The sequence below is a fragment of the Angustibacter luteus genome, assembly GCF_039541115.1.
Taxonomy (GTDB): Bacteria; Actinomycetota; Actinomycetes; order Actinomycetales; family Angustibacteraceae; genus Angustibacter; species Angustibacter luteus.
This window is the reverse complement of sequence record NZ_BAABFP010000008.1, coordinates 1-13,376: the sequence shown is the minus strand read 5'-3', so window position 1 is coordinate 13,376 and position 13,376 is coordinate 1. Positions and strand designations below refer to the sequence as shown.

Sequence of the window (13,376 nt, the reverse complement as noted above, 5' to 3'; positions counted from 1 at the left end):
AGAATGGGACGGGGGTCAGATCGGACGTCCGATCCGAGCGGTGAGGAGCGAGCGTGCAGGTCGAGCAGCCGCCCCGAGCGGACGTCGAGTCCGTGGTGGTCGCGGTGCTGACCTACCGCAGGCCCGACGACCTGGCGGCGATCCTGCCCGAGCTGGTGCGCCAGGCCACGCTGGCCAGCCGGCCGGCGCGCGTGCTGGTCGTCGACAACGACCCGGAGGCTGCGGCGCGCCAGACGGTCGTCGAGGGCTGGCCCGACGTCCAGTACGTCCACGAGCCCCGGCCCGGCATCGCCGCGGCCCGCAACCGTGCGCTGGCCGAGGCCGGTCGCGACGACCTGCTGGTGTTCGTGGACGACGACGAGCGCCCGGTGCCGGACTGGCTGGACCTGCTGCTGGCGGTCTGGGTCGAGCGGCGCTGTGCGGCCGTCGTGGGTCCGGTCGTCTCGGAGTTCGCGGTCGAGCCGTCCGCCTGGGTGTCGGCGGGCCGCTTCTTCGACCGGCGCCGGCTGCCCACCGGCACGGCGGTGCAGGTGGCCGCCACCAACAACCTGCTGCTGGACCTGGCGCAGGTGCGCTCGGCCGGCCTGACCTTCGACGAGCGGTTCGGCCTCAGTGGCGGCTCCGACACGTTGTTCACCCGTCAGCTGCACGAGAGCGGCGGTGCGATGCTCTGGTGCGACGAGGCCCTGGTGGTGGACGTCGTGCCGGCCGCGCGGGTCGAGCGCCGCTGGGTGCTGGCGCGGGCGTTCCGCAGCGGCAACGGCTGGACGCGCACGTCGCTCCAGCTCAGCGGCAACGCCGCCGGTCGCCTGGGGGTGCGCGTACGGCTGCTGGGCGCCGGTGCGGTCCGGGTCCTGGGCGGCGGCGCCCGGGCGCTGGTCGGGTTGGTCCGCCGCGACGTCGGTGACCAGGCGCGTGGGGTGCGCACCCTGGCCCGCGGCGCCGGCATGGTCGCCGGCACCTGGGGTTACGTCTACTCCGAGTACAAGCGGCCGTGAGCGCCCAGCCGCAGGCCCCGGCCCACGTCTCCCGGTTGGGCGTGGTCGTCGTGAACTACGCCTCGCACCAGCTCCTGGCCGATCGGCTGCCGGCGCTGCGCGCGCTCGAGGCCCCGCACGACGTCGTGGTCGTCGACAACCTGACGACCGGCGCGGAGCGGTCCGCCGTCGGCGCACTGGCCCACCAGCACGGCTGGCAGGTGATCGAGGCCGACCGCAACCTGGGCTTCGGCGGTGGCATGAACCTGGGCGTCGCGCGGGCGGCCGAGCTCGGCTGCGACGCCGTCCTGCTGCTGAACCCGGACGTCGACGTCGACCCGGCGGTGGTCGAGGCGCTGCTGGATGGCGCCCGGCGACACCCGGGCGCCCTGGTCTCCCCGCGGATCGTGCTGCCGGGCGGTCGCACCTGGTTCTCCGGTGGCGTCCTGCAGCTGGCCACCGGTGACCTGCGCGCCGGCGGCGGCCCGGACCTGACCGCGCGCGGCTCCTGGCTCACCGCCGCCTGCCTGCTGGTGCCGCTGTCGACGTGGCGGGCGGTCGGCGGCTTCGACGACCGCTACTTCATGTACTGGGAGGACGTCGACCTCAGCTGGCGGGCCGCCCAGCAGGGGCTGCCGCTGGTCGTGCTGGACGACGTCGAGGTGGTGCACCACGTCGGTGGCACCCAGAGCGGCGACGCCAAGTCGCCGCTGTACTTCTACTTCAACTGCCGCAACCGGTTGCTCTTCGCCGCGAAGAACCTGCCGCGCCGGGAGCGGCTGCGCTGGCTGCTGGCCACGCCGCGGGCGTCGTGGCGGGTCCTGCGCCGGCACGGTGGGCGCAAGCGGATCCTGCGTTCGCCGCGCGTCGTGCTGGGCGCCGTCCGCGGGACGCTGGCCGGTGTGGGCGCGTTGCTGCGGCCCACCGGGGCGGGTGCCGGATGAGCGTCGTGGACGACCAGGACCAGCAGCCGTCGGTGCCGGAGAAGGTCGAGGTCAAGCACGCCCGGGACACCTGGATCGGGCTGATCCGCAGCGGTGGCACCCGGATGGCCGTGCTGCCGATCTCGGCGGTCATCGGCATCTTCAACACCCGGATCATCATCGAGCACTACGGCGAGGCGTCCTACGCCCAGTACGGCCTGCTCGTCGGGATCGGCGCCCTGCTGCCGTGGGCCGACCTCGGCATCTCGGCCGCGATCATGAACGTCATCGGCGGTTCGCACGACCCCAGCCGGGACTCCAAGGTGCACGGCGTCCTGGTCACCTGCATCCGGATCCTGTGCGGGTCGATGGTCACGATCTGCGCGGTGTCGGTGGGCATCTCGGTGCTCGGGCTGTGGCCGACGATCTTCGGTGAGGGGCTGCAACCGGGTGGCGGAGCGGTCGCCGCGGCCGTCTGCCTCGCGCTGCTCGGAATCGGCATGCCGTTCGGCATCGGTCAGCGGATCCTGGCCGGGATGGGCAAGAACCACGTCGGGCTGGCGCTGCTCGGCCTGCAGGCCCCGGTCACGCTGGTGACGCTGCTGATCCTGACCCACTGGCACGTGCCGGCCGGGAACTTCGTCGCGGTGATCCCGTACGGCACCGCCGTGCTCATCGCGCTGATCGCCACCGTCCTCGGCGGCCGGATGATCGCCCCGATGCTCGGTCGCTCGGTGCGCAGCGCGCCGCACGTGCGCACCGAACGCGGTGGCGAGGTCTTCAGCGTGGCCTGGCCGATGCTGGTCCAGATGATCGCGTTGCCGATCGCCATGCAGACCGACCGGATCGTGCTCAGCCACCTGTCCGGCACCACGTCGCTGGCGCAGTACAACCTCGCCTCGCAGATCTACTCGCCGGTCTGGGCGGTGGTCAGCGCGGCCGGCTTCACGCTGTGGCCGGTGTTCGCCCGCGAGCGCGCCCGGGGCCGGCACGCCTCACCGATGAGCATCTCGCTGGTGTTCGGGGTGGCGGCGGCACTCGTCTGCCTGGGTCTGTCGCTCGCCTCGCCGCTGCTGTCCCAGGTGGCCACGGGCGGCACGATCCACCTGCCGGTCAGCCTGCTCGTCGCCTACTCGTTGTTCATGATCTGCCAGGCGGTCAAGTACCCGCTCGGGATGTACATGACCGACGCGCGGGGCCTGCGCTACCAGGCGGTCATGATCTGCCTGCTGCTGCCGGTGAACCTCGGCCTCTCGATCTGGCTGACCGGGCTGATCGGGCCGTCCGGGCCGATCATCGGCTCGGCCGTGGGAGTGCTGCTGTTCCAGGTCATCGCGAACGTCGTGTACGTGCGGCGGGACCGGGCCAAGGTCGTCGGCACGTGAGGCAGGTGCGGGTCGCGCGCGTCTACGAGTCGCTGCGGACGGCGCACCTCGAGCGCTTCGCCGTGATGGCGCCGGCCACCGTGCTGTACCACGGCACCCGGTACGACTACGACCTCAGCGTCCTGCCGGACGGCGTGCCGGTGCCGCGCCAGGTCTCCCGGCCCGCGGCGGTGCGTGAGCTGCTCACCGGGGGCTACGACGTCGTCGAGCTCAACGAGCCGCTGATGACCCGGCGCTGGCCGGACCTGCTGGCCCAGCTGGTCGCCGCCCGCCTGGCGCCGCGGCGGCGAGCGCTGGCCGTGGCCTACTGCATCGGGCTGACCGACCCGGCCGACGAGCTCGCCGCGAGGCTGCCCCGGCCGCTCGCCCGGCTGGCCACCCGCGTGGTCCTGGGGGTGCTGGTGCGCGGCTTCGACCGCCTGGCCTTCGGTACCCAGGGCTGCTACGACCTGGTGGCCGGCTACGTCCCGCACCGGGTGCTCGCCCGCCGGGCCGCCGTCTTCCCGGCGCTGCCCACGGCGTGCGACTGCCCACCCGGCGAGCGTGAGCCGGGCACCGTGCTGTTCGTGGGGGCGTTCAGCGAGCGCAAGGGCGTGCGGCAGCTCCTGGCCGGGTGGGAGGCCCTCGGCGCCGGTGCGCAGGGCCTGCGACTGCACCTGATCGGCAAGGGTCCGTTGCTCGAGCACGTCCAGCACTGGGCGGCCGGCCGGGACGAGGTCCGGGTCGACGTCGACCCGCCGCGCTCGCTGGTGCACGAGGCGCTGCGCCGCGCGCACGTGCTCGTGCTGCTCTCCCAACGGGTCGGCGCCTGGCGCGAGCAGGTCGGCCTGCCGCTGGTCGAGGGGCTCGGCCACGGCTGCGAGGTCGTCACGACGAGCGAGACGGGGCTGGCCGGCTGGCTGCAGGCCCACGGGCACGAGGTCCTGGCTCCGACGGCGCCGGCGTCGCAGGTGGCCCAGGCCCTGGCCCGGGCGGCGGGCTCGCCGCGAGACGCCGGGCAGGTCCTCGCCGACCTGCCCACCACCGACAGCCGCATCGCCGCCGACCGGTGGCTGCTGCGCCCCCCGACCGGCCGAGGCCAGGAGACCGCTATGACCGGCACGAGCGACGTCCGCGCCACCGTCCTGTTCGCCCCCGGGAAGGGTCCGCAGGCGTGGGCCCGGCGGCACGCGCAGAGTCCGGTGCCCGGCCGCTGGCCGTACGGCCTGGACGGTCTCGAGCAGGGCGGCGCGCAGGTCTCGGCAGTGGAGCTTCGTCCCCCGTCCGCCGCGGCCCGCCTGGCCCGCCGGGCGAGCGCGGGGCGGGTCTCGGCGCTGCGCCCGGCCACCCGGGTCGCCGGTGACCTGCTCTGCTGGGACGAGCAGACCGCCGCGCAGATCCACGGGACGGTCCGCGGCGAGCGGCTGCTGTCCGGCGTGATCTGGGTGACCGACCGGCTCGACCGGCCCGAGGCCGCCGCGGACGTCGCCAGGACCCGGGACCTGCTGCGCGGCCTGGACGGGCTGTGGACGCTCAGCCGCCCGCAGGTCGACGTCCTCGCGCAGTGGCTCGGCCCGGACGCCCCGCCGGTCAGCTTCCTGCGGTTCGGCGTCGACCCGGACTTCTACGGGTTCGCGCCCTACCAGCAGGCGGAGCCGATGGTGGTGAGCATCGGCGGTGACCGCGACCGCGACCCGCGGACGTTGTTCGCGGCCCTGGAGATCGTGCGGAGCGAGCGCCCGGACGTGCGGGTCGTGGTGCAGTCGTCGTCCAAGGAGCCGGCCCCGGAGGGCATCGAGGTGCTCGCCCACGTGCCGCACGCCCAGGTCGCCGAGCTCTACGCTCGCGCCTCGGTCGTCGCCGTCGCCACCCGCCCGAACCAGCACGTGTCCGGCATGACCGTGGCGCTGGAGGCGATGAGCACGGGCCGCCCCGTCGTGATCTCCGACACCCCGGGCATGGACGACTACGTGGACGAGACGACCGGTCGGGTCGTGCCGGTCGCCGACCCGGCAGCCATGGCCGCGCAGATCCTCGCGCTGCTCGCGGACCGCGGGACCGCCGGCACCCTCGGTGCCGCGGGTCGCGCGGCGGTCGAGGACCGTTTCACGTCGACCGCGATGTGCCGCGACCTGCTGGGGATCCTGGCTCGCTGAAGCGGGCCCGGCGGCGGGCCCGCCGGGGGGCGGCCGCGTACACGTCGGCGTGCCGGCGTCCTGCGGCCACCCACTCGCGGGCGCCCAGGTCCGGGGTGGCTCCCGCGTCGTGGCCGGCGCGCGCCCGCGCGAGCCCCTGGCGCAGGATGTCCGGCCCGAGCTCGCCGTCGTAGGTCAGCACCCAGGCTTCGCCCACCTCAGCGGCCAGCGCCCGGGTGGACTCGCTGGCCGGGACCAGGACCGGACGGCCCAGCGACAGGGCGAGCAGGGCGGCGCCCGAGTTGCCCATCTCGAGGTAGGGCAGCACGACCAGCTCGGCGTGACCGACCTCGGCGGCCAGCGTCGCGTCGTCCACGTGCTCCAGCAGGCCACTCGCCGAGGGGGTGCTCGAGAGCGCGAGCTCCAGCTCGGCCCGCAGCTGCGGCGAGGGAACCTGCCCGGCGACCCGCAGGCTCAGCGCCGGGTCGGCCAGCTCGCGGAACGCGCCCACGAGGGGCAGCACGCCCTTGTACGGCCGGATCAGGCCGAAGTACATCAGTCGACCCGGCACCGAGTCCGGCACGTCCGCGCCGCGGTACCAGTCCTGGTAGTGGCCGTGCGGCACCAGGGTGGCCGGCGCGCGGACCTGCGGCGCCCGCACCGGGCCGAGCTCGATCTGCGCGGTGGTCCACCGGTCGAACAGGCCCAGCACGAGCTGCTCCAGGCGACTCCCGCCCTCGTGCGGGCGCACGTTGTGCACCGTGCGGACCAGTCCGGCGCCGGTGACCCGGATGCGCAGCAGCAACGCCAGCGCGGCCAGCTGGCGGCCGATGGTCCGGACGCGACCGGAGCCCCGGATCAGCACGTCCGGCCAGTGCACGTGGAAGACGTCCCAGCGCCCGACCAGGGCCGTCCGCCAGCTGAACGGGAGCATGTGCACCCGGTCGGCCGGCACGGAGCGGGCCAGCAGCTGCAGGTACGGGTTCGTGGTCGGGCGCGGGCGGCCGAACGACTGCAGGACGACGACCCGCCCGTCGTGGCGTGGACTCACCCGGGACCGTGGCCGGCGGGCTCGGGGCCGGGTGCGCCCGACCCCGGTGCGTCCCGAACCAGCAGGGTCAGCCCCAGGGCCAGGCCGATGTCGCCGAGGTTGGACACGATGGGCCCGAACGCGAGGAACCAGACCGCCACGACCGTGGTGAAGATGACGACCGCGGACGCGGTGCGGTCGGCGAGCGCGCGGACCAGCGAGCCGAGCAGGATCACCGCGACCACCAGGGCCAGCAGCAGGCCGAGCACCCCGAGGTTGACCCACAGGTCCGCGGCCACCGAGTGCAGCTTGAACGCGCCACCGAACATGAACTTGTCCACGTAGCCGCTGTCGTAGTCCTCCAGCACCTTCGACAGGCCCGTCTTGGCCACGACGATGTCGCTGCTGGTCGGCACCGAGCCCAGGCCGAAGCCGAGCGGACGTTCGTGCATGAGCTGCCAGGTCGCCGTCCACTCGGGCCGGCCGCCGGCCAGCAGCGAGCCGCTCTTGAGCACCTGGGCCTGGGACCGTTCCTGCAGGCCCGAGCCGAGGGCGCCGTCGAGCAACAGCTTCGTGCCGCCCCAGTAGACGAGGGCGAGCAGGCCTGCGAGCAGGACGGCCGGGGTGATGCGTCGGAGCCGGCCCGGCTGACCCGCCGGCAGGCCCTGCCAGATGACCAGCCCGGCCGTGAACAGGCACATGCCGAAGAAGCTGCGGGCGTCGTTGGTGACACCGCTCAGGGCGAGCCCGCCCAGGGCCAGGACCTGGACCAGCCGTGAACGCACCGGGGCGAGCAGCGACAGGAGCAGCAGGGTCACCGGCAGCGACCAGGCGAACTTCCACGGGTTGGTCGCGGCGAGACCCGAGCTGGCCGTCTGCGCGGCCGACATCAGGAGCCCGACCGCGAACGCCACGCCGGTCCAGCGCAGGCCCAGCACGGTCCGCGCCCACAGGATGACGCCGACGCCGAGGAAGACGCTCAGGACCAGGCTGGTCGTGGCGATCATCCCGCCGTGGGTGTAGGCGTGGTCCGAGCCGTTCCAGACAGCGAGCCAGAACCCGCTGGCCAGCGCCACCCCGACCAGCCACATCAACGGGGCGAAGGCGGGCGCGCGGCGCGTCGCCGGCCACCACAGGGGGAGCAGCAGCAGCTCGATCGGCAGGGGTGCCGGGATGTCCTTCCTCAGGTGCGGGCTCCAGGCCAGCAGCACCAGCAGCCCCACGGCGATGATCTTGGCCCACGTCGGGACGACCTGGTCGTCCTCCGCCTCGCGCACCCACTGGCGCACCTGACGGGTGGGCACGCCGAGGCCGGCTGCGGTGGACCGGATGGCGGCGGAGCGCACCGCGGGTGTCGCCTCGGTGGCGAGGACGATCCCGAGGGCCTTCTCGCGGAGCTGCGACTGCGTCGCGGGCACCGCGCTAGCGCCGTCCCGCAGCGTGCGGGTCGCCGCTCGCGGGCCGGTGCGGGTTGGGCGCACCGGCCGCCGGGCCGGCGGGCGGGGTCAGCGGAGCCGGTCCGCTGGCCGGCGCGGGCGCCGGCGCAGGCGCGGGCGTCGGTGCGGTCGCGGGCGTCGGCGTCGGCGCCGGCGTCGGTATCGGGCGGACGTTCCCGCCGGTCAGCGGGGTGTGGCCCGGGTCAGCCGGTCGGGCAGGCGTCCGGGGGCGACGGTGCTGGCGCCGCTGCAGCCAGCGCCGGCGCAGGCCCGGCTTGTTCGTGTCGGAGTAGTAGCCGTAGCTGTCCGCGTGCCCGGACACCCGGTTGATCACGACGCCGTGCACGTCCACCGACGCGATCTCCAGAGCGGCCACCGCCTGCGCGAACTGCTGGCGGCGCGTGCGCCGGGCGTCGACGACGACCAGGGCGCCGCTGGTGTGCTTGCCCAGGCTCGCCGAGTCCGTGACCGGCAGCAGCGGCGCGCCGTCCAGGAGGACGATGTCGTACAGCTGGGCCATCTGCTGGACGAGGCGGCCCATGGCGTCGGAGCCGAGCAGCTCGCTCGGGCGCACGGCGGTCTCGCCGGCGGTGAGCACGTGGATGGGGCCCCAACCCTGGATGAGCTCTTCGAGCGGGACGTTCTGCAGGAGTGCGGTGGTCAGCCCGATCGTCCCCTCCAGCCCGAGGTAGTCGGCGAGGCTCGGGCGGCGCAGGTCGGCGTCCACGAGCAGCACCCGCAGGTCGGACTCGGCGAGCGTGCGGGCCAGGTTCAGCGCCACGGTGGTCTTGCCCTCGCCGGCCAGGGCGGAGGTGATGACCAGCGCCCGGTGCTGCTGGTCGACGTCCAGCGAGCGCAGGTTGGTGCGCAGCCGGCGGAACGCCTCGACCTGCGGGTCGTGGCTGGTCGGGTCGAGCACCAGCGCGCTGCGCCGCCGACCGCGGCGCATGCCGATGGACCCGATGACGGGGGCGTCGGTGACCCGCCGGACGTCGTCCTCGCTGCGGACCTTGTTGTCCAGCAGGCGACGGACGGCCACGATCGCAAAGGCGGCCGCCAGTCCGGCCAGCAGGCCGGCCGCCAGGTTGACCTTCGTGCGCGGCGCGGACGGGTAGCGCGGGACGTCCGCGGCGGCGACCGTCGTCACCTTCACCGCCTCGGCCTTGTCGGTGGACTTCGGCGAGAGCTGACCGACGGACACCGCGAGCTGGTGGCCGATGCCGTTCGCCACGGCGGCGGCCCGGCTGGGCGAGGAGTCGGTGACGGTGATCTTGAGCAGGACCGTGTCCAGCGGGGCCTCGGCCGCGACCTGGCCGGACAGCCGCTTGGCCGTGGTGTCCAGGCCGAGGTCCTCGATCACCGGCTCCAGCACCACGGGCATCCGGGCGAGCTGGGCGTAGGAGGTGACGAGGTTCTGGGTGTACGTCGAGCCCTGGACGAGCTCACTGACCGAGTCGCCCTGGGAGAGTGAGAAGAAGACCGTGCTGGACGCCTTGTACTGCGGCGTGCTGCTCTGGTTCTGCGCCATACCGAGGGCGATGCCCGCCAGACCCAGGAGCACGAAGAGCTTCCAGCTCTTGACCAGGATCAGGACGTACTCGCGCAGATCCATGTCCTGCTGCTCCTCGGCTCGGTGGTGGACGGGGGACGGGTACGTCGGTGCTCACCTCGATGGTTTCACACCGTTCGGCGTGCCAGGGGCGATTCCCCGAACAGCCCAGTCACTCAGGGTGAGCGCACCCGTCGACTTTCGCGATCTTGCCGCATGGGCGCCCGGCCCCTCCTAGCATTGACCTCGTCGTCGGAGGGGAGTCCCATGAGTCGCCGTGTCGGGTACGCGCCCGGGATCTACGACCTGTTCCACATCGGGCACCTCAACATCCTGCGCACCTCGCGGGAGCTCTGCGACCACCTCGTCGCCGGGGTGGTGTCGGACGAGATGTCCATGCTGGCCAAGGGGCGCACCCCGGTGGTCCCGCTGGTCGAGCGCCTCGAGATCGTCCGCAGCTGCCGGTACGTCGACGACGTCCACGCCGAGGTCGTCCCGGAGAAGCTCGACACCTGGCGCGAGCTCAGGTTCGACGTGATCTTCAAGGGTGACGACTGGCGCGGCACGGCGAAGGGTCACAAGCTGGAGCGGGACTTCGCGTCGGTCGGCGTCGAGGTCGTGTACCTGCCGTACACGGCGCACACCTCGAGCACGCAGCTGCGTCGGGTGCTCGACGAGCTGTCGGCCTGACCGCTGCATCGCGACCGCGGACCCGTGCTCGACCTCGTCACGGTCTGCTATGAACCCGAGCTGCCGATGCTCGGGCTGCAGGCGCGCTCGCTCGACCGCTTCCTGTCGCCCGACCTGGTGGGGCGGATCGTGGTCGTCGACAACACCCGGCGCGGGCTGAGCAGTCGCCAGCGGCGCCGGCTCGGGCACGACTACGGCGGCCTGCGGGACCGGGTGCAGTTCCGGCGTCCGGCGGAGCTGGTGGACCCGGCGGTGCTGGACGGCCTGCGGACCAGCGGCTGGCGGCTGCAGCAGGTGCTGAAGCTGCGAGCCGCCGCCGAGCTGACGGGAAGCCTCTGCATCGTCCTGGATGCCAAGAACCACCTCGTGCACGACGTCGACCTGGGGTTCTTCCGGGACGACGACGGTCACGACCGCACCCGCGCGTACGACCTGCACGGCCACCCGCACCTTCCGTCGTTCGAGCAGACCCTGCGGTACCTGGGGTTGGACCCGGCGCAGCACGTCGGCCGGTTCACTCCGACGGTGACGCCGTTCCCGCTCCGCCCGGACCTGGTGCGCGCGCTCCTGGACGACGTCGCCGGCCGGTCCGAGCGAGGATTCGAGCGCGAGTTCGTCGACCACCGGCTCACCGAGTTCTTCCTCTACAGCGGCTGGCTGCTGTCCACGGGGCGCGCGCTCGAGGACGTGTTCGCCTTCGGGCAGCCGGACAGCCCCACGGTGTGGCCGGGCGCGGCGGACGCCGCCGGGGTGCGCCGGCAGATCGAGCGCTCGCTCGCGGGCAGCCTCCCGTTCTTCGCCGTGCACCGCTCCGCGCTGGTGCGGCTGGACCGCGCGGCCCGTGCGGCGCTCTGCGGCTTCTGGGCCGAGCGGGGGCTGTACTCCTCACCGGCGCGGGCCAGGGCGGGGCTTCGACGGATGCGGGTGGCCGCTGCCCTCGCTGCCGTCCGCGGGCGCTGGGCTCGGCGCGCGACGTCGCACCGCTAGGGTCACGCACCGAATCGCAATCGGACGTATCGGGTCAGATCCGTCATACGTATCACCTTGTGTAGCGACACGCCACGCTATGTGACCGATATCACGTGAGAGCTCCTCAAGACCCCTGCGGTGTCGCACGACTAGTTATTTATGACCAGACACCCCTCATCCCATCGACACAGGCTTCGCGCCTGTGGTAGAGCGGCTGGCGCCGCCGTGGCAGCGACGCTGGTCGTCCCGGCCGCGCTGGCCGGCCAGGTGCTCACCGCCGCGACCGCCTCGGCCGACAGTTCCAACCCGAGCTCGACCGGCACCGTGCAGGACAGCTTCACCCGCAGCCTCACCCCGGGTTGGGGCGCCGCCGACAGCGGCGCCGCCTGGGAGCTGAACTACCAGTCCCCGAACTTCTCCGTCTCCGGCGGCGCCGGGCGGATCGCGACGGGTACGCCGGGCGCGACCTACTCGGCGTTCCTGCCGGGTCAGTCGCGTGACGTGCTGACCCACGCTGACCTGTCCGTGAGCACCGCCCAGACCGGCAGTGGCACGTACCTGACCGTGGCCGGCCGCGGCACCAGCGACGGCGACGGCTACCGCGCCAAGCTGCGCCTGCTGGCCGACGGCTCGGTGAACCTCGCGCTGGTGCACGGCACCGGCGCCAAGGAGCTCACCTTCAAGTCCGCGCGGGTTGCCGGCCTGACCTACGCGCCCGGCACCCAGCTGCACGTGCTCGTCGGGGTCACCGGCTCCGCGCCGGTCCAGGTCGCCGCCAAGGTGTGGCAGGGCTCGACCGAGCCTGCCGCCTGGACCATGACCGCCACCGACGCCGCCGCCGACCCGGCCATGGGCAACGGCGGCCTCGGGCTGAGCGCCTACCTCTCGGGCTCGTCCACCAAGAACGCCCAGGTCGTCTCCGTCGACAACCTGTGGAGCACCGCCGTCAGCACGCTGGACGCTCCGCTGCTCGCGATCACGGCCGGCCCGCAGGAGGGCGTCAGCACCAGGACCGTCCCGCAGACCTTCGAGTTCGTCGCCGCCGGCGCCGGCACCGCCCAGTGCCGCGTGGACACCGCTGCCTGGAGCGCCTGCACCAGCCCGACCGCGGTGCAGCAGCCCGCTGACGGCGCGCACAGCTTCCAGCTGCGTGGGGTCGCCCCGGACGGCAAGGTCGTGGCCTCGGCCGCGCGCACCTGGGTGCTGGACACCACGGCACCCGTGCCCGCTGTGACCTCGGGTCCGGCTGCCGGCTCGACCACCGCCTCGGCCGCGGCGACGTTCGCCGTCGCCACCAACGAACCGGCCACGCTGTCCTGCGTGGTCGACGGCGGCGCCGCGGCGCCGTGCACCTCGCCGGTCTCGCTGACCGGCCTGAACGACGGCGCGCACACGCTGTCCGTCGTCGCGACCGACAGCGTCGGCAACGTCAGCTCCGCCGTCAGCCGGGCCTGGAAGGTCGACACGACCGCACCGGTGCTCAGCCTGACCTCCGGTCCGGCCGCCGGCGCGACCGTGGCCTCCAGCGGTGCGACGTTCGACGTCGCGACCGACGGCCCCGCCGCCCTGTCCTGCACGGTGGACGGCGCCGCTGCCAAGGCCTGCACCTCGCCGGTCTCGCTGACCGGCCTCGGTGACGGCGCGCACACCCTCGTCGTCACCGGCGCCGACGCGGTCGGCAACGTGAGCAGCCCGGTCAGCCGGTCCTGGAAGGTCGACACGGCCGCTCCGGTGCTCAGCCTGACCTCCGGTCCGGCCGCAGGCGCCACTGTGACCTCCGGCAGCGCCACCTTCGACGTCACCACGGACGAGCCGGCCACGCTGTCCTGCAAGCTCGACGCCGCCGCGGCCAAGGCGTGCACCTCCCCGGTGTCCTTCAGCGGTCTCGCCGACGGCGCGCACACGCTCGTCGTGACGGCCACGGACGTCGTCGGCAACGGCGGCTCCTCGGTCACCCGGTCCTGGAAGGTCGACACGGCCGCGCCGGTGACCACTGTCAGCGCCGGTCCCGCGGAGGGTTCGTCCCAGCAGGGCACGTCGGTGCAGTACACCTTCGCCGCCAACGAGACCGCGACCTTCGCCTGCCGCCTGGACGGCGGGAGCTGGACGGTCTGCACCTCGCCGGTCAGCTACAGCGGGCTCGCGGTCGGTGCGCACACCATCGACCTGCGCGCCACCGACTCGGCCGGGAACATCGCGTCGCTCGTCACCCGCCACGTCACGGTCCTCGCCGCAGCGCCGCCCGTGCCGGCGGGTAAGCCGGGGGCGTCGAACACCGGGGTGCCGGCTGGTACGGCGCTGAC

General features: G+C 73.7%; 9 protein-coding genes and 1 pseudogene. 7 read left to right on the top strand and 3 right to left on the bottom strand.

Annotation, left to right across the window (positions count from 1 at the left end; all coding sequences use genetic code 11):
- Nucleotides 1–53 precede the first annotated feature (53 nt).
- Genes ABEB17_RS17150 through ABEB17_RS17135 form a run of 4 tightly spaced genes read left to right on the top strand, consistent with a single transcriptional unit; the run spans nt 54 to nt 5,420 of the window.
- The gene (locus ABEB17_RS17150) at nt 54–998 is read left to right on the top strand and encodes a glycosyltransferase family 2 protein (RefSeq protein ID WP_345717971.1); all 945 of its coding nucleotides are present in this window, start codon (nt 54–56) and stop codon (nt 996–998) included.
- Nucleotides 995–1,921 carry a glycosyltransferase family 2 protein gene (locus ABEB17_RS17145; protein ID WP_345717970.1) on the top strand — a complete coding sequence of 309 codons (927 nt, stop codon included), beginning with the start codon at nt 995–997 and terminating at the stop codon, nt 1,919–1,921. Before ABEB17_RS17150 ends, ABEB17_RS17145 begins: the two co-directional genes overlap by 4 nt.
- Entirely contained in the window at nt 1,918–3,285 is a 1,368-nt protein-coding gene (locus tag ABEB17_RS17140) for an oligosaccharide flippase family protein (RefSeq protein ID WP_345717969.1), read from the top strand. The genes ABEB17_RS17145 and ABEB17_RS17140 overlap by 4 nt, the downstream gene beginning before the upstream one ends.
- Nucleotides 3,282–5,420 (top strand): glycosyltransferase, encoded by a 2,139-nt coding sequence (locus ABEB17_RS17135; protein ID WP_345717968.1) that lies wholly within the window; start codon nt 3,282–3,284, stop codon nt 5,418–5,420. The genes ABEB17_RS17140 and ABEB17_RS17135 overlap by 4 nt, the downstream gene beginning before the upstream one ends.
- Here ABEB17_RS17135 and ABEB17_RS17130 read toward each other — a convergent pair.
- From ABEB17_RS17130 to ABEB17_RS17120, 3 genes are read right to left on the bottom strand one after another with little or no spacing between them, the layout of a single operon-like run.
- Nucleotides 5,371–6,450: a glycosyltransferase gene (locus tag ABEB17_RS17130; RefSeq protein WP_345717967.1), complete on the bottom strand. Its 1,080-nt coding sequence runs from the start codon at nt 6,448–6,450 to the stop codon at nt 5,371–5,373. The genes ABEB17_RS17135 and ABEB17_RS17130 overlap by 50 nt on opposite strands.
- Nucleotides 6,447–7,847, bottom strand: a complete 1,401-nt coding sequence (locus ABEB17_RS17125; RefSeq protein WP_345717966.1) for a hypothetical protein — start codon at nt 7,845–7,847, stop codon at nt 6,447–6,449. Before ABEB17_RS17125 ends, ABEB17_RS17130 begins: the two co-directional genes overlap by 4 nt.
- A 4-nt stretch (nt 7,848–7,851) precedes the next feature.
- Nucleotides 7,852–9,477, bottom strand: a complete 1,626-nt coding sequence (locus ABEB17_RS17120) for a tyrosine-protein kinase domain-containing protein (RefSeq protein ID WP_345717965.1) — start codon at nt 9,475–9,477, stop codon at nt 7,852–7,854.
- Nucleotides 9,478–9,681: 204 nt separating this feature from the next.
- On the opposite strand from ABEB17_RS17120, the gene ABEB17_RS17115 reads away from it, so the two are divergent.
- The 3 genes and pseudogenes from ABEB17_RS17115 to ABEB17_RS17105 all read left to right on the top strand — a co-directional run.
- Nucleotides 9,682–10,104, top strand: coding sequence for an FAD synthase family protein (locus ABEB17_RS17115; protein WP_345717964.1), 423 nt, complete (start codon nt 9,682–9,684; stop codon nt 10,102–10,104).
- Nucleotides 10,105–10,128: 24 nt separating this feature from the next.
- On the top strand, nt 10,129–11,091 hold the full coding sequence (locus ABEB17_RS17110; RefSeq protein ID WP_345717963.1) for a DUF6492 family protein: 963 nt from the start codon (nt 10,129–10,131) through the stop codon (nt 11,089–11,091).
- A 207-nt stretch (nt 11,092–11,298) separates the two neighbouring features.
- Nucleotides 11,299–13,376 (top strand): annotated as a pseudogene (locus tag ABEB17_RS17105) (hypothetical protein); the annotation flags it as partial.